Genomic DNA, 20,899 nt, shown 5'->3' with positions numbered 1-20,899 from the left:
GTCGCGTCGAGCCCTGTCGGGGGAGCTCGGCGCCAGCGCCGTTTGTTATGCGCGAACCGAAATCGCCAGGAACTCAAGTATGTCTCGCCAGGACGCGAACGCAGCCTTTGCCCTGTCATCCTTTTTGCAGGGCACCAACGCCACCTACATCGACGAAATCTACGCCCGCTACGAGAAGGACCCGTCCTCGGTCGACGCCGAGTGGCAGGAGTTCTTCAAGAGCCTCAACGACCAGCCCGCCGACGTCCGCAAGAACGCGGAAGGCCCGTCCTGGGAGCGCGACAACTGGCCGCTGACGCCGAAGGATGATCTGACCTCCGCGCTCGACGGCAACTGGGCCGAAGTCGAGAAGGCGGTCGGTGCCAAGATTGCCGCCAAGGCGCAGGCCAGGGGTACCGATATCTCCTCCGCCGACGTGCTTCAGGCGACGCGCGACTCCGTCCGCGCCCTGATGCTGATCCGCTCCTACCGCATGCGCGGCCACTTCCACGCCAAGCTCGATCCGCTCGGCATCGAAGCCCAGCGCAACCGCGAAGAGCTCGACCCGCGCACCTACGGCTTCAGCGAAGCCGATTTCGACCGCAAGATCTTCCTCGATCACGTGCTCGGCCTCGAATACGGCACGCTGCGTGAGATCACCGCGATCTGCGAGCGCACCTACTGCCAGACGCTCGGCGTCGAGTTCATGCACATCAGCAACGCGGCGCAGAAGGCCTGGATCCAGGAGCGCATCGAGGGACCCGATAAGGAGATCTCGTTCACGCGCGAAGGCCGCAGAGCCATCCTGACGAAGCTGATCGAAGCCGAAGGCTTCGAAAAGTTCTGCGACACCAAGTTCACCGGCACCAAGCGCTTCGGCCTCGACGGCGGTGAAGCGCTGATCCCCGCGCTCGAGCAGATCATCAAGCGCGGCGGCAATCTCGGCGTGAAGGAAATCGTGCTCGGCATGCCGCATCGCGGCCGCCTCAACGTGCTGACCCAGGTGTTGGGCAAGGCCCATCGCGCGCTGTTCCACGAGTTCAAGGGCGGCTCGGCCAATCCCGACGCGGTCGAAGGTTCGGGCGACGTCAAGTACCATCTCGGCGCCTCCTCGGACCGCGAGTTCGACGGCAACCGCATCCATCTGTCGCTGACCGCGAACCCCTCGCATCTCGAGATCGTCGATCCCGTCGTGCTCGGCAAGGTGCGCGCGAAGCAGGACCAGCACGGCGATCCGCCGGACATGCGCATCTCGGTGATGCCGCTCCTGATGCATGGCGACGCGGCGTTCGCCGGCCAAGGCGTCGTTGCCGAGTGCTTCGGCCTGTCGGACCTGAAGGGCTACCGTACCGGCGGCTCCGTGCACTTCATCGTCAACAACCAGATCGGCTTCACCACCTATCCGCGTTACTCGCGCTCCTCGCCCTATCCGTCGGATGTGGCGAAGATGATCGACGCGCCGATCTTCCACGTGAACGGCGACGATCCGGAAGCCGTGGTGTTCGCGGCCAAGGTCGCGACCGAGTTCCGGCAGAAGTTCCACAAGCCGGTCGTGATCGACATGTGGTGCTATCGCCGTTACGGCCACAATGAGGGCGACGAGCCCGCGTTCACCCAGCCCGTGATGTACAAGCGGATCGCGGCCCATCCCTCGACCCTCACGCTTTACTCCAAGCGCCTGATCGCCGAAGGCGTGGTCACCGAGGGTGAGGTCGACAAGATGAAGGCCGACTGGCGCTCGCGGCTCGATGCCGAGTTCGAGGCCGGCACCTCCTACAAGCCGAACAAGGCCGACTGGCTCGACGGGAAGTGGTCCGGCTTCAAGATCGCCGACCAGGAGGAGGATGCACGCCGCGGCGTCACCGGCGTCGACATCGCCACGCTCAAGGATATCGGCCGCAAGATCACCAAGGTGCCGGACGGCTTCCGCGTTCACCGCACCATCCAGCGTTTCCTCGACAACCGCTCGAAGGCGATCGACACCGGCGCCGGCATCGACTGGGCGACCGGCGAGGCGCTGGCGTTCTGCTCGCTGCTCAACGAAAACCATCACGTCCGCCTGTCGGGACAGGATTCGGAGCGCGGCACCTTCTCGCAGCGCCACTCGGTCCTGATCGACCAGGAAGACGAGAGCCGCTACACGCCGTTCAACCATCTCGGTCACGAGCAGGGCCACTACGAGGTCATCAACTCGCTGCTGTCGGAAGAAGCGGTGCTCGGCTTCGAATACGGCTATTCGCTCGCCGAGCCGAACACGCTGACGCTGTGGGAAGCCCAGTTCGGCGACTTCGCCAACGGCGCGCAGGTCGTGTTCGACCAGTTCATCTCCTCGGGCGAGCGCAAATGGCTGCGCATGTCCGGTCTCGTCTGCCTCTTGCCGCACGGCTATGAGGGCCAGGGACCGGAGCACTCCTCGGCGCGCCTCGAGCGTTACCTGCAGATGTGCGCGGAAGACAACATGCAGGTGGTCTACCCGACCACGCCGGCGAACTACTTCCACGTGCTGCGCCGGCAGCTGCATCGCGAGATCCGCAAGCCGCTGATCATGATGACGCCGAAGTCCCTGCTGCGCCACAAGCGGGCGGTGTCGCGTCTCGAAGAGCTGGCGAAGGGAACGACCTTCCACCGCATCCTCTACGACGACGCCCAGATGCTGCCGAACGAAGCCATCAAGCTCGTTCCGGACGAGAAGATCCGCCGCATCGTGCTGTGCTCCGGCAAGGTCTATTACGACCTCTACGAGGAGCGCGAGAAGCGCGGCATCGACGACATCTATTTGATGCGCGTCGAGCAGCTCTATCCGGTGCCGCTGAAGGCGCTGGTCGCCGAGCTGTCGCGCTTCAAGAAGGCCGAGATGGTGTGGTGCCAGGAGGAGCCCCGCAACATGGGTGCCTGGCACTTCATCGAGCCCTATCTGGAATGGGTGCTGAACCAGGTGAACGGCGCGAGCCGGCGTCCGCGTTATGTCGGCCGCGCCGCTTCCGCCGCGACCGCCACGGGTCTGATGTCCAAGCATCAGGCTCAGCTGAAGGCGTTCCTGGACGAAGCACTGAGCTGAGAAGTTTTTTAGGACTCTGTCATGCCCCGCCTTGTGCGCACCTGCGCACTGGGGCGGGGCATCCAGTACTCCGCGGCTTTCGTTCTGATCACGAAGGTCACGGCGTACTGGATCGCCCGCTTTCGCGGGCGATGACATTTGAAATTCATGACCGCTACTTGCGATCCCTTAAGGAAGAGACCATGACTGAAATTCGTGTGCCGACGCTCGGCGAATCCGTCACCGAGGCCACCATCGGCCGCTGGTTCAAGAAGGCCGGCGATGCCGTCGCGGTCGACGAACCCTTGGTGGAGCTCGAGACCGACAAGGTCACCATCGAAGTCCCCGCGCCCTCCGCCGGCACGTTGAGCGAGATCATCGCCGCCGATGGCGCGACGGTTGCTGTGGGTGCGCTGCTCGGTCAGATCACCGATGGTGCCGGCGCCGCCAAGCCCGCCGCGGCTCCCGCCAAGCCTGCCGCAGCTCCTGCAGCCGCTGCCGCGGCTCCTGCTGCCGCCGCCGCGCCGAAGGCGCCGCCGGCCGATGCGCCGCTCGCGCCTTCCGTGCGAAAACTGTCGGCCGAGACCGGCATCGACGCCTCGACCGTTCCGGGCTCCGGCAAGGACGGCCGCGTCACCAAGGGCGACATGCTGGCCGCGATCGAGCGTGCGGCCTCCGCGCCGACCCCGGTCAACCAGCCCGCCGCCGCCGTGCAGGTGCGGGCGCCGTCGCCGGCCGATGACGCCGCCCGCGAAGAGCGCGTCAAGATGACCCGCCTGCGCCAGACCATCGCGCGGCGCCTAAAGGACGTGCAGAACACCGCAGCCATGCTGACGACCTTCAACGAGGTCGACATGACCAACGTGATGGCGCTGCGCGCGCACTACAAGGACGCGTTCGAGAAGAAGCATGGCGCCAAGCTCGGCTTCATGGGCTTCTTCACCAAGGCCGTCGTGCAGGCGCTGAAGGACATCCCGGCGGTCAACGCCGAGATCGACGGCAGCGATTTGATCTACAAGAACTACTATCACATCGGCGTCGCCGTCGGCACCGACAAGGGCCTCGTCGTGCCCGTGGTGCGCGACTGCGACCACAAGTCGATCTCCGACATCGAGAAGAGCATCGCCGATTTCGGGCGCCGCGCCCGTGACGGCCAGCTCAAGATCGACGAGATGCAGGGCGGCACCTTCACCATCACCAATGGCGGCATCTACGGCTCGCTGATGTCGACCCCGATCCTGAACGCGCCGCAGTCCGGCATCCTCGGCATGCACAAGATCCAGGAGCGGCCGATGGTCGTCGGCGGCAAGATCGAGGTCCGCCCGATGATGTATCTGGCGCTGTCCTACGATCACCGCGTCATCGACGGCAAGGAAGCCGTCACCTTCCTGGTCCGCGTCAAGGAGAGCCTGGAAGATCCGGCGCGCCTGGTGCTCGATCTCTGATCGCTGATGCTCTGCGAGCGCCGTCGCCATTCGCGACGGCGCGTGTCGAACCATGGAGGCGCGCGTGACGGATAAGGTCGTTGTCATCACCGGCGGCAGCCGCGGCATCGGGCGGGCGACCGCGATTGCGGCGGCCGCGCGCGGCTTTCGTGTCGTGGTCGGCTATGCCAGCAACAAGACCGCCGCCGACGAGGTGGTCGCGCAGATCGAGGCCAGTAACGGCAAGGCCATCGCGGTGAAATGCGATGTCGCCGAGGAAAGCGACATCCTCAACCTGTTCAGGGAAGCCGACAAGTTCGGCACCCTCGGCGCGCTCGTCAACAATGGCGGCATCGTCGGCAAGAGCGGCGTGCGCGTCGACGAAATGTCCGCCGAGCGCATCCAGCGCGTCATGGCGGTCAACGTCACCGGCTCCATCCTCTGCGCGCGCGAGGCGGTGAAGCGGATGTCGACCAAGCATGGCGGCAAGGGCGGCGTCATCGTCAATCTGTCGTCGGTTGCTGCGAGGCTCGGCGCACCTAACACCTATGTCGATTATGCCGCGTCCAAGGGCGCGGTCGATTCCTTCACCGTCGGCCTCGGCTACGAGGTCGCGAACGAAGGCATCCGCGTCGCGGCGATCCGCCCCGGCCTGATCGACACCGAAATCCACGCCGCCGGCGGCGAGCCCGACCGCGCCCATCGTCTGGCCCACATGGTGCCGATGAAGCGCGTCGGCACCGCCGACGAAATCGCCAATGCCATCGTCTGGCTGATGTCGGACGAGGCCTCCTACGTCACCTCAGCCATTCTCGATGTGTCCGGCGGACGCTGACGCGCCGCGCGGACGCTGACACATCCTCCTCACGCTAAACCTTACGGGACTTCCTCTCATGGCTACCTACGATCTCGTCGTCATCGGCACCGGACCGGGCGGTTATGTCTGCGCAGTGCGCGCCAGCCAGCTCGGCATGAAGGTCGCCGTCGTCGAAAAGAACGCAACGCTCGGCGGCACCTGCCTCAATGTCGGCTGCATGCCGTCGAAGGCGCTGCTGCATGCGTCCGAGATGTTCGAGGAAGCCGGGCATTCCTTCGCCAAAATGGGCGTGTCGGTCTCCTCGCCGAAGCTCGATCTGCCCGCGATGATGAACTTCAAGCAGCAGGGCATCGACGGCAACGTCAAGGGCGTCGAGTTCCTGATGAAGAAGAACAAGGTCGACGTGCTCAAGGGCACCGGCAAGATTTTGGGCACCGGCAAGGTCGAGGTCTCCGCCGACGGCAAGTCGCAGACGATTGAAACCAAAAACATCGTGATCGCGACCGGCTCCGACATCGCGCGCCTGAAGGGCATCGAGATCGACGAGAAGCGCGTCGTGTCCTCGACCGGCGCGCTGTCGCTGGACAAGGTCCCCGGCAAGCTCCTGATCGTCGGCGCCGGCGTGATCGGCCTCGAGCTCGGTTCAGTGTGGAAGCGGCTCGGTGCCGAAGTCGTTGTGGTCGAATTCCTCGACCGCATCCTGCCCGGCATGGACGGCGAGATCGCCAAGCAATTCCAGCGCATCCTCGAAAAGCAGGGCTTTGCGTTCAAGCTCGGGGCCAAGGTCACTGGCGTTGACACCTCCGGCAAGACGCTGAAGGCGACCGTGGAGCCCGCCGCCGGCGGGGCCGCCGAGACGATTGAAGCCGACATCGTTCTCGTCTGCATCGGCCGCGTGCCCTACACCGACGGTCTCGGCCTAAAGGAAGCCGGCGTCGCGCTCGACAATCGCGGCCGCGTCCAGATCGACCCGCATTTCGCCACCAGCCTCAAGGGCGTCTATGCCATCGGCGACGTCGTCGCCGGCCCGATGCTCGCGCACAAGGCGGAGGACGAAGGCGTTGCGGTTGCGGAGATCATCGCCGGCCAGGCCGGCCATGTGAACTACGATGTGATCCCAGGCGTCGTGTATACCACGCCGGAAGTGTCCGCCGTCGGCAAGACCGAGGAGGAGCTGAAGCAGGCGGGTGTCGCTTATACCGTCGGGAAGTTTCCCTTTACCGCCAACGGCCGCTCCAAGGTCAACCAGACCACCGACGGCTTTGTGAAGATTCTCGCAGATGCGAAGACCGATCGCGTGCTCGGCGTGCACATTATCGGCATTGAGGCCGGCGAAATGATCCATGAAGCCTGTGTTCTGATGGAGTTTGGCGGCAGCGCGGAAGATCTCGCGCGTACCTGCCACGCCCATCCGACCCGCTCGGAGGCCGTCAAGGAAGCCGCGCTTGCAGTCGGCAAGCGGGCCATCCATATGTAGGCTCGCGCCTAGCGACGAATCGGGCGGGAAACACATGCTGCGCCGCCTTCTTCAACCGGTCTGGGTCCTGCTTGCGATCGTCTTCCTGATCGAAGCCTGGCTGTGGGACCATCTCGAACCGATCGTCGCGCGGGTTGTCGCAGCCATCCCGCTCGCACGTTTCAAGCAATGGCTGACCGAGCGCGTCGACGCGCTGTCGCCGGCCATGACGCTGATCGTGTTCGCGGTCCCCATCATCCCGTTGTTTCCGCTCAAGCTGGTCGGCCTGTGGCTGCTCACGCATGAGTACTGGACCAGCGCGGTCTTCACGATCGTTTTCGCGAAAATGCTCGGCGTCGGCGTCACCGCCTTCGTGTTCGACGTCACGCGTGACAAGCTGCTGGAGATGCGCTGGTTCGAGCGGATCTACGATCTCGTGCTCAAGGTACGCGCCAAGGCGCACATGCTGGTCGATCCGGTCAAGCGCCGCATCCGCGAGCTGATCGCCGGCAACGGCGAAGGCTGGTCCGCCCGCACGCTGCGTCTGATCCAGCGCTTCAGGAAGAGCGTGCACGAGGCGCGGTAGCTGCCCTCTACATATTCGGTGTCGTCGCCACATACTCACTGTCATTGCCCGCGAAGGCGGGCAATCCAGTACTCCGCGGCGTCAGTTGGTTACCGAGAAGCTGCGGCCTACTGGATGCCCCGCCTTCGCGGGGCATGACACCGTCTGTGTTGCGCTTTCAGGCGCGTCCCATCGTCCCTCAATGCAAATGCAGCAGATGCGGCCACCACAGGCCGAGGGCGGTCATCATCAGGCCGGCGAGCGTCAAAATGCCGCCGACATAGGCGAGCGCGATCATGCCGGTGATGATGGTGGCGGACGCCAGCACGATGCCGATCTGGAAGGCGGCCGATGCCAGCTCGAAATGGTGGTACTTCGCGGTCGCCTCGTCGCGCTCGTGCTCGGCATGCTTGGCCTTCTCGGCGAGCTGCTCGGTGCCTTCGCCGGTCTCGGGCTCGGAGCGATAGCGCGCCGCGGTCTTGGTCCAGTCGTCGACCTGCTTCTGCACGGTCGCCTTCAGGGCCTCGTCGGTCGTGCCAGCCAGCGTGAGCTTGCCCTGCTCGGAGGCGGTCAGCACCACGGTGCGGCGGATGCTCTTGGCCTGGAAGAACGCCCAGAGATTGGCGGCCTCGACGTTCTTGCTGATCGATTCGGTCTGGGCGCCCTTGCCGAGCGTCTCCGAGATCGCCAGGAACAGCGCCAGCACGGCGATCAGGAGCGCGATCTTCTTGTTCGAGCCGGACGCGTGCTCGGCGTGCTCGGCATGCTCCATGCTTTCATGTGCGCTCATAAATCCCTCCTGCTGCGATTGCCCACGATTGACCGAACCGCGCGGCCCGCGCAAGAGGCAAGGAACTTGTGACGTCAGTGTGTCAGCGTCTTGGATGCGCGCTGGCATAGACTTCCAGCAGCCGCTCCGAATCGATGCCGGTATAGACCTGCGTGGTCGAGAGCGAGGAATGGCCGAGCAGCTCCTGGATCGCGCGCAGATCGCCGCCGCGCGACAGCAGATGTGTGGCGAAGGAGTGGCGCAGCGCGTGCGGCGTGGCGCTGTCGGGCAGCCCAAGCGCGCCGCGCAGCCGCTCCATCGCCAGCTGGATGACGCGCGGGCTGAGCGGGCCGCCGCGTGCGCCGACGAAGATCGGCCCTTCCGCCGGCAGCGGATAGGGGCACATCGAAACGTATTCCTGCACCAGCTCCAGCACGTTCTGCAGCACCGGCACCATGCGGGTCTTGTTGCCTTTGCCCGTCACGACCAGCACGTCGCCTTCGCCGGGCTTCGGCACCTCACGCCGCTTCAGGCCGAGCGCTTCGGAGATGCGCAGGCCCGAGCCATACAGCAGCGCCATCACCGCGGCGTCGCGCACAAGGATCCAGGTCTCGCGTTCCTCGCCGGCGCGTTCGTCGGCGTCGGCAAGACGCTTTGCCGACGCCATCGGCAGCGGCTTGGGCAAGCTCTTTGCAACCTTCGGCGCGCGGATCGCCGAGAGCGCGCCGACCTTGCCCTTGCCTTCGCGCTCGAGGAAGCGGCCGAACGAGCGCAGGCCCGCGAGCGCGCGCATCAGGCTGCGGCCGGCAATGTCGTCGGCGCGGCGCATCGCCATGAAGGCACGCACGTCGGTCGCTTCCAGCGAGGCGAAACGCTTGAGCGTCACCCGCTCGCCCCAATGGGCGCACAGGAAGTCGAGGCACTGCCGCAGGTCGCGGCCGTAGGCCTCCAGCGTCTTCGGCGACAATCGCCGCTCGGCGCCGAGATGCGACAGCCAGCGCGCCATCTCCTGCGCGATCGAGGGATCGGCGCTGGCGAGCTCGATTTGGGGTGCGGCCGCTTTGCTCATGGGCACTGGACGTGGTGATTCCGCACAGTATATCGCATCACACAAGTTTACTGTTCGCTAAGGTCGCCCCGCGGCGCTAGCCTGAAGACCCCAAGGTTCCGATTCTCCCTTTCATGGATCACACCTCGCGCAGCACGACCGCTCCCACCCACGCGACCGGCATGGTCGACGTGCTGGTGCCGGTCGCGCTCGACCAGACCTATTCCTACAAGGTGCCGCGCGGCATGGAGCTGAAGGCGGGCGATCTCGTCGGCGTGCCGCTCGGTCCGCGCGAGGTGCTCGCCGTGGTCTGGGGCGAAAACGCCAACCCCGATCCACGCCTGCACAACCGCCTCAAGGAGGTCAGCGAGAAGCTCGACGTTCCGCCGCTGAAGCCCGAGCTGCGCCAGGTCGTCGACTGGGTCGCCAATTACACGCTGAGCCCGCGCGGCATGGTGCTGCGCATGTGCCTGCGCATGGGCGAGAATCTCGGCCCCGAGCGGCTGCGTCCCGGTGTGCGCCTGACCGGCGATCCGCCCCGGCGGCTGACGCCGGCGCGGCAGCGCGTGATCGAGGTGCTGTCGGACCGGCTGCTCCATGGCAAGTCCGAGGCGGCGAAAGAGGCTGGCGTGTCGGCCGGCGTGATCGATGGACTCGTCGACGAAGGCACGCTCACGGTCGAGCCGATGCCGCCGCCGGCGCCGCCGCCGGCCCCCGATCCCGAATTCGGCCGTCCGGATTTCTCGCCGCTGCAACGCGTCGCGGTCGATACCATGCGCGCGCTGGCGGCCAACGGCACCTTCCATGTCGCGCTGCTCGACGGCGTCACCGGCTCGGGCAAGACCGAGGTCTATTTCGAGGCGGNNGCGGTCGCGGAAGCGATCCGCCGCGGCAAGCAGTCGCTGATCCTGATGCCGGAGATCGCGCTCACCGGCCAGTTCCTCGACCGCTTCGCGCAGCGCTTCGGCGTGCGGCCGATCGAATGGCACTCCGAGCTGACGCCGCGCACCCGCGCGCGCAATTGGGCGGCGATCTCCGAGGGAAGCGCGCCGGTCGTGGTCGGCGCGCGCTCGGCGCTGTTTCTGCCTTACGCCAATCTTGGCCTCATCGTCGTCGACGAAGAGCACGACCAGGCCTACAAGCAGGACGAGGGTGTGCATTATCACGCTCGCGACATGGCGGTGGTGCGCGCCCATATCGCCAAGATCCCGGTCGTGCTGGCCTCGGCGACGCCCTCGGTCGAGTCGGAGGTGAACGCGCGCAAGAACCGCTATCAGCGCATCGCGCTGCCCTCGCGCTTCGGCGGCCAGCACATGCCGCATATCGAGGCCATCGACCTGCGCCGCGAGCCGCCTGCGCGCGGCCGCTATATTTCGCCGCGGCTTGCCGGCGAGATCAGAACCGCGATCGAAAGGCGCGAGCAGGCGCTGCTGTTCCTCAATCGGCGCGGCTATGCGCCGCTGACACTGTGCCGTGCTTGCGGCCATCGCTTCGCCTGCACCATCTGCGATGCCTGGCTGGTCGATCACCGCTTTCGCCAGCGCCTGGTCTGTCACCATTGCGGGTTCTCGATGCCCCGCCCGCCTCTCTGCCCGCACTGTTCGGCGGAGGAATCGCTGGTCGCCGTCGGCCCCGGCGTCGAGCGCCTGCAGGAGGAGGCGGCCGCGCTGTTCCCGGACGCGCGCACCATGGTGCTGTCGAGCGATCTCATCACCTCGATCGAGACGATGCGGAGCGAGCTTGCCGAGATCGCGGAGGGCCGCGTCGACATCATCATCGGCACCCAGCTCGTGGCAAAAGGCCACAACTTTCCGAGGCTCAATCTCGTCGGCGTCGTCGATGCGGATCTCGGCCTCTCCAACGGCGATCCGCGCGCGGCGGAGCGCACCTGGCAATTGCTCAACCAGGTGATCGGCCGCGCCGGCCGCGAGCAGGGCCGCGGCGTCGGATACTTGCAGACCCATCAGCCCGATCATCCGGTGATGAGGGCGCTGATCGCCTGCGACCGCGAGGCCTTCTACGACAGCGAGATCGATCTGCGCGAGAAGACGCTCTATCCGCCGTTCGGGCGCCTGGCGAGCCTGATCATTTCCGCGGGCGACCGGCCGAGCGCGGAAGGTCTCGGCCGCCGTCTCGTTGCGCTCGCGCCGCGCGACGAGCGCGTGGTGGTGCTGGGCCCGGCCGAGGCGCCGCTCGCCGTCATCAAGGGCCGCTACCGCTTCCGCATCCTGGTGAAATCGGCGCGCGGCTTCGATCTCTCGGATTATTTGCGCAACTGGCTCGCAGTGTGCCCGAAACCGACCGGCAACCAGAAGCTCGAAGTCGACGTCGATCCGCAGAGCTTCTTGTAGCGCTGGCGCCGCAAGACACCCTGTGTCCCTCCCCCTTGCGGGGGAGGGCGGGGGAGAGGGGTGGCCCCGGAAATGGTGTCAGTGAGTGTGGCAAAGTTTCTTAAGGCGATGGAGAGCGTCCCCGTGTGAACCCCTCTCCCTAAACCTTCCCCCGCAAGGGGGGAGGGAACGCAGTGTGCCCTCCATCCACGTCATTGCGAGGAGCCCTTGCGACGAAGCAATCCAGAGTCTTTCCGCTGGAAGATTCTGGATTGCTTCGCTGCGCTTGCAATGACGGGACGTAAAAAAGCCCGCGGTCCCCCAAGACCGCGGGCTTGTTTTCATGCGCGCATCAAACTGATGGAAAGTGCGCGGGTAATGTGAGGCGCTTATCGCGCCTTAAGAGACGACTTCAGCGGTGACGCGGCCGACGCCGGCGCCGGTGAGGCCGATGGCGCGGGCAGCGCCGGTGGAGAGGTCGAGGACACGGCCGCGGATGAACGGGCCACGGTCATTGATGGTGACGACCACGCTCTGGCCGCGGTGGGTGACGCGCAACTTGGTGCCGAACGGCAGCGAGCGGTGCGCGGCGGTCAGGGCGTTCTGGTTGAAGCGCGCGCCCGAGGCGGTCCGGCTGCCGGACTCGTTGCCGTAATAGGACGCCATGCCGGAGAAGCTGCGGCCGGTGCCCTGCGACGGCGTCATCGCCGCATTGGCGTTGCGCCAATCGGGGGTCGCGTTGGTGTCGGCCTGGGCGTCGTGGCGGTGATGATGGTGCCGATGATGCCTGGATTTCGCGGAAGCCTCGGTGGCAGTTCCACCGACGATGAGAGTTGCGGCAATGAAAGCGATCGCCGTGCGCGGCCGGGTCACAGAGCCCAGCGTCTTCAAAGACAGCATTTAGTGGTCCCTAAGCTAGTATTGCCACATATGTGGCTAGTGGAGCCCCCATCAGTTTGTGAGCGAGTTGGCGTTTCGATTCCTAATGAGGCGTGAATTGGGCAGTAAATCCGCTAAGTGTCGTCCTGAAATATCTTGTTACCGCCGCACGATATTCAGCCGATGTTCCGTAATCTTTGGCTTTAACGATTTATTAACTTCATTATTACTTGCTAATACTGTAATACGAAGTCATCGCCCTCAGCGTTTAGAATTGGGAAAGTATTCAGCCAGTGGAGCGGAGCAGTCGAGAATCACGGCTCAGCGATCCGTGTTCATGGCGGCTATGCGCTGGGGGCAGGAACCAGTGAGGGTTCAGCCGCGGCGAGGCATGCGGCAATTCCGTGGCGTGGCAGGTCGTCGCCTGGTCCGTCGCGGCATGCCTACAGGCTGCGACGAACTGGCGACAGAACCCCGTGCCTTTAATTTGGCGTCATGTTGCACGTGCGCGCCTGCTATGTTAGCAAAGCCGCGATTTTAACGGACCCGGCACCTCCCGTGTCGGCCGAAAATCGAAGTCCCGCTTGAATTCCAAGGGCTTGGATCGCTAGGCGCCGCTTTGTGGCGACGGTTTTTCCCTTGCGAGTTTGACAGCAAAAAGAGCGCGTCTGTGGCTGCAGAAGATACGTCCGTTTCAGGTGTGTCCGGCCGTTATGCAACGGCCTTGTTTGAACTGGCCCGCGACCAGAAAGTGGTCGACGAGGTCAAAGCCGATCTCGACAAATTCAATGCATTGCTGACCGAGAGCGCCGATCTGAAGCGCCTCGTCCGCAGCCCGGTGTTCGCGGCCGACGCCCAGTCCAAAGCCCTGTCGGCCGTGCTAGACAAGGCCGGCATCGCCGGGATCTCCGCCAATTTCCTCAAAGTGCTGACCGCCAACCGCCGCCTGTTCGCGGTGGCCGACGTCATCCGCGCTTATCGTGCCCTCGTCGCCAAGTTCAAAGGCGAGACGACGGCGGACGTGACCGTGGCGGAAGCGCTCTCTGACAAGAATCTCGACGCCCTCAAGGTTGCCCTGAAGTCGGTGACCGGCAAGGACGTCGCGCTGAACGTGAAAGTCGATCCCTCGATCATCGGTGGCCTCGTCGTCAAGCTGGGCAGCCGCATGGTGGATGGTTCGCTTCGCACCAAACTCAATTCGATCAAGCACGCGATGAAAGAGGCAGGCTGATGGACATCCGCGCCGCGGAAATTTCCGCGATCCTCAAGGACCAGATCAAGAATTTCGGCCAGGAAGCTGAAGTCTCCGAAGTCGGACAGGTGCTGTCCGTCGGCGACGGCATCGCCCGCGTCTACGGTCTGGACAACGTCCAGGCCGGTGAAATGGTCGAGTTCGAGAACGGCACCCGCGGCATGGCGCTGAACCTCGAAACCGACAACGTCGGTGTCGTTATTTTCGGCGCCGACCGTGAAATCAAGGAAGGCCAGACCGTCAAGCGCACCCGCGCCATCGTGGACGCGCCGGTCGGCAAGGGCCTGCTCGGCCGCGTCGTCGACGCGCTCGGCAACCCCATCGACGGCAAGGGCCCGATCCAGGCCGACAAGCGCATGCGCGTCGACGTCAAGGCGCCCGGCATCATTCCGCGCAAGTCGGTGAACGAGCCGATGGCGACTGGCCTCAAGGCGATCGACGCCCTGATCCCGATCGGCCGCGGTCAGCGCGAGCTGATCATCGGCGACCGTCAGACCGGCAAGACCGCGATCGCGCTCGACACCATCCTGAACCAGAAGCCGCTCAACGCGCAGCCGGACGAGAACATCAAGCTGTACTGTGTCTACGTCGCGGTCGGCCAGAAGCGTTCGACCGTCGCGCAGTTCGTGAAGGTGCTGGAAGAGCAGGGCGCGCTCGAATATTCGATCGTCGTCGCTGCCACCGCCTCCGATCCGGCGCCGATGCAGTACATCGCGCCATTCACCGGCTGCACCATGGGCGAGTACTTCCGCGACAACGGCATGCACGCGGTCATCATCTATGACGATCTGTCCAAGCAGGCCGTCGCCTACCGCCAGATGTCGCTGCTGCTGCGCCGCCCACCGGGCCGCGAAGCCTATCCCGGCGACGTGTTCTACCTGCACTCCCGCCTGCTCGAGCGCGCGGCGAAGCTGAACAAGGACCAGGGCTCGGGCTCGCTGACGGCGCTGCCGGTCATCGAAACCCAGGCCAACGACGTGTCGGCCTACATCCCGACCAACGTCATCTCGATCACCGACGGCCAGATCTTCCTGGAGACAGACCTGTTCTTCCAGGGCATCCGTCCCGCGGTGAACGTCGGTCTGTCGGTGTCGCGCGTCGGCTCCTCGGCGCAGACCAAGGCCACCAAGAAGGTCGCCGGCAAGATCAAGGGCGAGCTCGCGCAGTACCGCGAAATGGCGGCGTTCGCGCAGTTCGGCTCCGACCTCGACGCCTCGACCCAGCGCCTGCTCAACCGCGGCTCGCGCCTCACCGAACTCCTGAAGCAGCCGCAGTTCTCGCCGCTGAAGATGGAAGAGCAGGTCTGCGTGATCTGGGCCGGCACCAACGGCTATCTCGATCCGCTCCCGCTCAACAAGGTGCGCGCGTTCGAGGACGGCCTGCTCTCGCTGCTGCGCGGCAAGCACGTCGACATCCTCAACTCGATCCGCGACAGCCGCGATCTCTCCGACGACACCGCTGGCAAGCTGAAGTCGGTGGTCGAAGGTTTCGCGAACAGCTTCGCGTAATTCAGGCATGGCCGGATCCGTCCGGCCGTGACCGCTTCGCGAGAGGCAAGCCAATAAGAAGCGTGCCCGGCGCCCGGCCGGGCATTGCGATAGGGACAGGCTAGCGGTCCGACGCTTCAGTCGAACCGCCGGGGTGAACGAAGAATGGCGTCACTTAAAGACATGCGCGTCCGCATCGCCTCCACCAAGGCGACGCAAAAGATCACCAAGGCCATGCAGATGGTCGCAGCCTCGAAGCTGCGCCGGGCGCAGACCGCGGCGGAAGCGGCGCGTCCCTATGCCGACAAGATGAGCGCGGTGATCTCCAACATCGCCAGCGCCGCGGCCGGCTCGCCCGGCGCGCCGCCGCTGCTGGCCGGCACCGGCCGCGACCAGGTTCACCTGCTGCTGGTCTGCACCGGCGAGCGCGGCCTGTCCGGCGCCTTCAACTCCTCGATCGTGCGTCTTGCCCGCGAGCGCGCGCTCGCACTGATGAACCAGGGCAAGGAAGTGAAGTTCTTCTGCGTCGGCCGCAAGGGCTACGAGCAGCTCCGCCGCCAGTTCGACAAGCAGATCGTCGAGCATCTCGACCTGCGCAGCGTGCGTCAGCTCGGCTTCGTCAACGCCGAGGACATCGCCAAGAAGGTTCTGGCCCGATTCGAGGCCGGCGAGTTCGACGTCTGCACGCTGTTCTATTCACGCTTCCGCTCGGTGATCGCGCAGATCCCGACCGCCCAGCAGATCATTCCGCTGGTGGTCGAGGAGGGCGCTGCCGCCAGCACGACCTCTTACGAATACGAGCCGGAGGAGGACGAGATCCTCACCCGCCTTTTGCCGCGCAACCTCGCGGTCCAGATCTTCCGCGCGCTGCTCGAGAACAACGCCTCGTTCTACGGCGCGCAGATGAGCGCGATGGACAACGCGACGCGCAACGCCGGCGAAATGATCCGCAAGCAGACGCTGGTCTACAACCGCACGCGTCAGGCGCAGATCACCAAGGAACTGATCGAAATCATCTCGGGCGCCGAAGCAGTCTGATCAAGGCGCTTCAACACCCGTCAAACGCAACATCACGGTCAAGCTGACCGCAGACTAAAAGTTCGGATCGAAGGAGACATTCAATGGCAGCCCAGGTCGGTCGCGTCACCCAGGTCATCGGCGCCGTCGTCGACGTGCAGTTCGAAGGCCACCTCCCGGCCATTCTCAACTCGCTCGAGACCAAGAACGGCGGCAACCGCCTGGTGCTCGAAGTCGCCCAGCATCTCGGCGAGTCCACCGTCCGCACCATCGCGATGGACACCACCGAAGGTCTGGTCCGCGGCCAGGAAGTGACCGACACCGGTTCGCCGATCCGGGTTCCCGTCGGCGAGGGCACGCTCGGCCGCATCATCAACGTCATCGGCGAGCCGATCGACGAAGCCGGTCCCGTCAAGTCGGAAGGCCTGCGCGCCATCCACCAGGAAGCGCCGACCTACACCGACCAGTCCACGGAAGCCGAAATTCTCGTCACCGGCATCAAGGTCGTCGACCTGCTCGCCCCCTACGCCAAGGGCGGCAAGATCGGTCTGTTCGGCGGCGCCGGCGTCGGCAAGACCGTGCTGATTCAGGAGCTGATCAACAACGTCGCGAAGGCGCACGGCGGTTACTCGGTGTTCGCCGGCGTCGGCGAGCGTACCCGCGAGGGCAACGACCTCTATCACGAGTTCATCGAGTCCAAGGTCAACGCCGATCCGCACAATCCGGATCCGAGCGTGAAGTCGAAGTGCGCGCTGGTGTTCGGCCAGATGAACGAGCCGCCCGGCGCCCGCGCCCGCGTCGCGCTCACGGGTTTGACCATCGCGGAAGACTTCCGCGACAAGGGCCAGGACGTGCTGTTCTTCGTCGACAACATCTTCCGCTTCACCCAGGCCGGCTCGGAAGTGTCGGCGCTGCTCGGCCGTATTCCTTCGGCGGTGGGTTATCAGCCGACGCTGGCGACCGACATGGGCGCGCTGCAGGAGCGCATCACCACCACGCAGAAGGGTTCGATCACCTCGGTGCAGGCCATCTACGTTCCGGCCGACGACTTGACCGACCCGGCGCCGGCGACCTCGTTCGCGCATCTTGACGCGACGACGACGCTGTCGCGCTCGATCGCTGAAAAGGGCATCTACCCGGCGGTGGACCCGCTCGACTCGACCTCGCGCATGCTCTCCCCGCTGGTCGTCGGCGAGGAGCACTACGCCGTCGCCCGTCAGGTCCAGCAGGTGCTGCAGCGCTACAAGGCGCTTCAGGACATCATCGCCATTCTCGGCATGGACGAGCTTTCGGAAGAGGACAAGCTGACCGTGGCCCGCGCCCGCAAGGTCGAGCGCTTCATGTCGCAGCCGTTCCATGTCGCCGAAATCTTCACGGGCTCGCCCGGCAAGTTCGTCGACCTCGCCGACACCATCAAGGGCTTCAAGGGCCTGGTGGAAGGCAAGTACGACCACCTGCCGGAGGCTGCCTTCTACATGGTCGGCACCATCGAAGAGGCGGTCGAGAAGGGCAAGAAGCTGGCTGCTGAAGCGGCCTAAGTTTCAGGTGTCATCGCCGGACTAAAGCGCGAAGCGCGATTTCGAACTGAAGTTTTGGCGATCCATCAGTTAAGAATTTTGATGGATGGACCCGCGGGTCGAGCCCGCGGGTGACAAGCAAAGCAAGCGGAAACACCATGGCCACCTTCCACTTCGATCTCGTCTCGCCGGAAAAGCTCGCCTTCTCGGGTGAGGTCGATCAGGTCGACATCCCCGGCGTCGAGGGTGATTTCGGCGTGCTGGCCGGACATGCGCCGGTCGTGGCCGCGATTCGGCCCGGCATTCTCACCATCACCACTGCTGGCAGGCGCGAGAAGGTCATCGTGCTCGGCGGCCTCGCCGAAGTCTCCGACAAGGGCCTGACCGTGCTGGCCGACGTCGCGACCTCGCTGGACGAGCTTGATCGTGCCCAGTTCGCCGAGACGATCGCGGAGATGGAAGAAAACCTGAAGGAGCACGAAGGCGGCGAGCTCGATCAGGCCATCGCGCGACTCGACCACTACAAGAGCATCCAGCACGAGCTCAACACCACGGCTATGCATTAAGCCCCGGGGCACCGCTCCGGGGCTCAGGTTTGAAATTCCTGAACAAGTTCAGCGCTCGTCACTCACCGTGGCGGGCGCTGAAACTTTGTTGCGCAGCGTCGCCAAGAGCGGCATTCTGCGCTTGCGAATTTATTCCGGGGCGGGTCACAGATGAAACGCAAGATCGCGGCGATTTTCGCAGCCGATATTGCCGGGTATTCGAGGCTGGTCGCGGAGGACGAAGAGGAGACGCTGCGGCGCCTGGCCTCTTACCGCGAAGTCATCGACGATTTCATCGCCAAGGCAAGCGGCCGAATCTTCAACACGGCGGGCGATGCCGTGCTCGCGGAATTCCCGAGCGCGGTCGATGCGGTGCGCTGCGCGATCGACATTCAGGAATCCCTGCGGACCCGCAACATGGCGTACCCGCCGAGTCGGCAGATGTCGTTCCGTATCGGCATCACCATCGGCGACGTCGTCGAGCGCAACGGCGATCTGCTGGGCGACGGCGTCAACATCGCCGCGCGGCTGGAGGGCCTTGCCGAGGTCGGCGGCATCTGCGTCTCCCGCGCCGTGCACGAGCAGGTCGCCAACAAGCTGTCGGTGCAGTTCGCCGATATCGGCGCGCAGGAGGTGAAGAACATCCCCACGCCCGTTCACGCCTACATGGTGGCGATGCGGCGTGAAGACGGCAGCTATTCCAAGCCGCAACTGAAGAAGACGGCGTCGAAGATGGCCGCGGCACCGGTGTGGATGTGGCCGCTGGTGGTTGCCGTCGTCTCGATCGTCGGCATTGTCGTCACCGGCTTCCTCTACAACACCAAGCTCAAGCAGACGGCGACGGCTGCAGCCCCGCCGGCCGTGACGCCCAGTGCTGCGCCGAGCCCCACGCCGGCTGCGATGGCCGCGTCGCCGACCCCGGCGACCCAAACGGCAAAGGCGCCAATGGCTGCGATGCCTCCGTCGAATGCCGGCGCTGCGATGGCGCCGATGCCAGCGCCGTCACCCGCCCCGGCGATGACAGGCAAGCTTGCAGCCGAGAGCGTGCCCTTCATCAACGAACGCGTCCGCAACTATCTCGCCAGCGAATATTCCGCGGCCGGCGACTACAAGGCCTTTGCGCTCAATATCGGCGGCTTCACCGGCTCGGCGTTGAACCAGCCGAACGAGGAGGCCGCGCGCAACGCTGCGGTCGAACAGTGCCAGAAGCGCGCCGATGCCGCGCAATCGCCGCGGCGCTGCGAGATCTATGCGGTCGGCAACAACGTCGTCTACGCGCACGGCAAGCCGCCGATGCCGCCGGCTCCCTACTTCCGGCATGACGCCGTGACCGAGCGGGCGTTCGTCTCGAAGGATTTTCCGATCGTGCGCGATCCGCAAAAGGTCAGGCTCGAGAACATGTTCGTGCCGGCGGCGAAATCCCGCTCGGTCGCGCTCGGCCCGGGCGGACAATATTTCATGGTGCTGGGCGCATCATCCGCCGAGGACGCCGCGCGGCGTTCGCTGGAATCGTGTGGCGCGATCGCCGGCGTGCCCTGCGTGGTCGTCGCCATCGACGACAATTTCGTCGTGCCGATCCCGACCCTGCTCCGGATCACCGGTCTCTTCTACCCCGCCACCAACGCCCAGATCGGGGCGGATGCTCGCGGAGAGGTCGTGCACAAGCTCGCGGACGCCATGGGCTGGAACGCCGTCGCCGTCGGCACCGCAGGCCGCCCCGGCCTCGGCCTGAAGGCCGCCGACGAGCAGACCGCCGTCAATTCCGCGCTCGCCGACTGTGCCAAGCGCGACAGCGACTGCCACGTCATCGCCATCGGCCCGTTCACGGTGGGGCCGATCAATTAGCCCTCTCTCGGATCAAGTCGACTGGTGCGCGGGCAACGCTGCGTTCCCTCTCCCGCAAGGGGGGAGAGAGCGCAGCGGGTCCTGACCGGCTACATGGGTAACAGTCTAGACCGGCGACATGGGTAACAGGTCAATTGGTCGGCAAGGAGGGCCTTGCCGATGGGTTGGAAGGAGACCTGTGCCGTGGACGAGCGGATGCGTTTTGTGTTGGCGGCTGAGAAGGGCGAGGAGTCATTTGCTGCCCTCTGCCGGCGGTTCAATGTGAGCCGCCGGGTCGGGTACAAATGGCTGGGGCGGTATGAGGAAGAAGGGTTAGCCGGCCTGCTCGATCGCTCGCGGGCTCCACGGCATCATCCGCAGGCGATTGCGCCGGAAATTGCGGAGCGCTGCCTTGAAGTCCGGCGGGCGCATCCAACCTGGGGGCCAGTGAAGGTGAGAGCTTATCTGGAGCGAGCTGCGCCTAAAACCGAGTGGCCAGTGGCGAGCACGATCGGAGAGCTGTTTGATCGCGAAGGGTTGACGGTAAGGCGCAAGCTGCGCCGTCGCAGCCCGCCTTCGAGCGCGCCCTTTGCCGCATGTGAAGCCGCCAACGACGTCTGGTGCATCGACTTCAAGGGCTGGTTCCTGACGGGTGACGGCGATCGATGTGAGCCCCTGACGATCACCGATGCCCACAGCCGCTATCTTCTGCGCTGTCAGGCATTGCCCCGCACCGACACTGACCATGTTTGGCCGGTGCTCGATGCCGCCTTCCGCGAGTTCGGATTGCCTAACTTCCTGCGGTCGGACAATGGCTCTCCCTTTGCTTCGCGAGGTGCGGGCGGCCTGTCGCGCTTGTCGGTGAACCTGATCAAGGCCGGAGTGACGCCGGAGCGCATTGCTCCTGGCAAGCCGCAGCAGAACGGCCGCCATGAGCGCATGCATCTCACCCT

16 protein-coding genes and 1 pseudogene are annotated in these 20,899 nt (G+C 65.1%); 14 read left to right on the top strand and 3 right to left on the bottom strand.

Translation table 11 applies throughout. The annotated features are described in order from the left end of the window. The first annotated feature begins 79 nt into the window (after positions 1 to 79). The 5 genes from A5906_RS34375 to A5906_RS34355 all read left to right on the top strand — a co-directional run bounded on the left by A5906_RS34375 (position 80) and on the right by A5906_RS34355 (position 7,299). The gene (locus tag A5906_RS34375) at positions 80 to 3,037 is read left to right on the top strand and encodes a 2-oxoglutarate dehydrogenase E1 component (RefSeq protein WP_080139561.1); all 2,958 of its coding nucleotides are present in this window, start codon (positions 80 to 82) and stop codon (positions 3,035 to 3,037) included. A gap of 182 nt (positions 3,038 to 3,219) precedes the next feature. Then, entirely contained in the window at positions 3,220 to 4,461 is a 1,242-nt protein-coding gene (odhB, locus tag A5906_RS34370; RefSeq protein ID WP_080139560.1) for a 2-oxoglutarate dehydrogenase complex dihydrolipoyllysine-residue succinyltransferase, read from the top strand. A gap of 52 nt (positions 4,462 to 4,513) precedes the next feature. Beyond that, positions 4,514 to 5,275, top strand: coding sequence for an SDR family oxidoreductase (locus A5906_RS34365; protein WP_136615685.1), 762 nt, complete (start codon positions 4,514 to 4,516; stop codon positions 5,273 to 5,275). Between the two features lie 58 nt (positions 5,276 to 5,333). Then, a complete protein-coding gene (gene lpdA / locus A5906_RS34360) occupies positions 5,334 to 6,734 on the top strand; it encodes a dihydrolipoyl dehydrogenase (protein ID WP_080139559.1) in 1,401 nt (466 codons plus the stop codon). 34 nt (positions 6,735 to 6,768) lie between these two features. Continuing rightward, positions 6,769 to 7,299, top strand: coding sequence for a hypothetical protein (locus A5906_RS34355; RefSeq protein WP_080139558.1), 531 nt, complete (start codon positions 6,769 to 6,771; stop codon positions 7,297 to 7,299). A gap of 178 nt (positions 7,300 to 7,477) precedes the next feature. Here the strand turns inward: A5906_RS34355 and A5906_RS34350 are convergent, their stop codons facing one another. Both A5906_RS34350 and A5906_RS34345 read right to left on the bottom strand, forming a co-directional pair. Then, the gene (locus tag A5906_RS34350; RefSeq protein WP_080139557.1) at positions 7,478 to 8,068 is read right to left on the bottom strand and encodes a DUF4337 domain-containing protein; all 591 of its coding nucleotides are present in this window, start codon (positions 8,066 to 8,068) and stop codon (positions 7,478 to 7,480) included. An 82-nt stretch (positions 8,069 to 8,150) separates the two neighbouring features. After that, complete coding sequence (locus tag A5906_RS34345) at positions 8,151 to 9,116, bottom strand: tyrosine recombinase XerC (protein WP_080139556.1); 966 nt, start codon at positions 9,114 to 9,116, stop codon at positions 8,151 to 8,153. A gap of 113 nt (positions 9,117 to 9,229) precedes the next feature. Between A5906_RS34345 and A5906_RS45565 the strand changes: the two are divergent. Both A5906_RS45565 and priA read left to right on the top strand, forming a co-directional pair. Next, positions 9,230 to 9,959: pseudogene (locus tag A5906_RS45565) on the top strand (primosomal protein N' family DNA-binding protein); the annotation flags it as partial. 2 nt (positions 9,960 to 9,961) lie between these two features. Further along, positions 9,962 to 11,446: replication restart helicase PriA (priA, locus tag A5906_RS34340; protein ID WP_245327053.1), on the top strand; the 1,485-nt coding region annotated here is incomplete at its 5' end. Between the two features lie 378 nt (positions 11,447 to 11,824). Here the strand turns inward: priA and A5906_RS34335 are convergent. Next, complete coding sequence (locus A5906_RS34335; protein ID WP_080139554.1) at positions 11,825 to 12,325, bottom strand: septal ring lytic transglycosylase RlpA family protein; 501 nt, start codon at positions 12,323 to 12,325, stop codon at positions 11,825 to 11,827. Positions 12,326 to 12,974: 649 nt separating this feature from the next. On the opposite strand from A5906_RS34335, the gene A5906_RS34330 reads away from it, so the two are divergent. The 7 genes from A5906_RS34330 to A5906_RS34300 form a co-directional block, all read left to right on the top strand. Continuing rightward, positions 12,975 to 13,535: a F0F1 ATP synthase subunit delta gene (locus A5906_RS34330; protein ID WP_080139553.1), complete on the top strand. Its 561-nt coding sequence runs from the start codon at positions 12,975 to 12,977 to the stop codon at positions 13,533 to 13,535. After that, positions 13,535 to 15,064 (top strand): F0F1 ATP synthase subunit alpha, encoded by a 1,530-nt coding sequence (atpA, locus tag A5906_RS34325; RefSeq protein WP_080139552.1) that lies wholly within the window; start codon positions 13,535 to 13,537, stop codon positions 15,062 to 15,064. Before A5906_RS34330 ends, atpA begins: the two co-directional genes overlap by 1 nt. A gap of 144 nt (positions 15,065 to 15,208) precedes the next feature. After that, positions 15,209 to 16,081: a F0F1 ATP synthase subunit gamma gene (locus A5906_RS34320; protein WP_080139551.1), complete on the top strand. Its 873-nt coding sequence runs from the start codon at positions 15,209 to 15,211 to the stop codon at positions 16,079 to 16,081. Between the two features lie 83 nt (positions 16,082 to 16,164). Beyond that, positions 16,165 to 17,598, top strand: coding sequence for a F0F1 ATP synthase subunit beta (atpD, locus tag A5906_RS34315; protein WP_018643884.1), 1,434 nt, complete (start codon positions 16,165 to 16,167; stop codon positions 17,596 to 17,598). Between the two features lie 137 nt (positions 17,599 to 17,735). Continuing rightward, positions 17,736 to 18,143 (top strand): F0F1 ATP synthase subunit epsilon, encoded by a 408-nt coding sequence (locus A5906_RS34310; protein ID WP_080139617.1) that lies wholly within the window; start codon positions 17,736 to 17,738, stop codon positions 18,141 to 18,143. Between the two features lie 150 nt (positions 18,144 to 18,293). Continuing rightward, positions 18,294 to 19,967 (top strand): adenylate/guanylate cyclase domain-containing protein, encoded by a 1,674-nt coding sequence (locus tag A5906_RS34305; RefSeq protein ID WP_080139550.1) that lies wholly within the window; start codon positions 18,294 to 18,296, stop codon positions 19,965 to 19,967. A gap of 183 nt (positions 19,968 to 20,150) precedes the next feature. Beyond that, positions 20,151 to 20,899 (top strand): helix-turn-helix domain-containing protein (locus A5906_RS34300; protein WP_245327024.1); only part of this gene is annotated, 749 nt, incomplete at its 3' end.

The sequence above is a fragment of the Bradyrhizobium sacchari genome, assembly GCF_002068095.1.
Lineage (GTDB): Bacteria > Pseudomonadota > Alphaproteobacteria > Rhizobiales > Xanthobacteraceae > Bradyrhizobium > Bradyrhizobium sacchari.
Note: the sequence above shows the minus strand (reverse complement) of the source record. Positions and strands in the feature narration are given on the sequence as shown.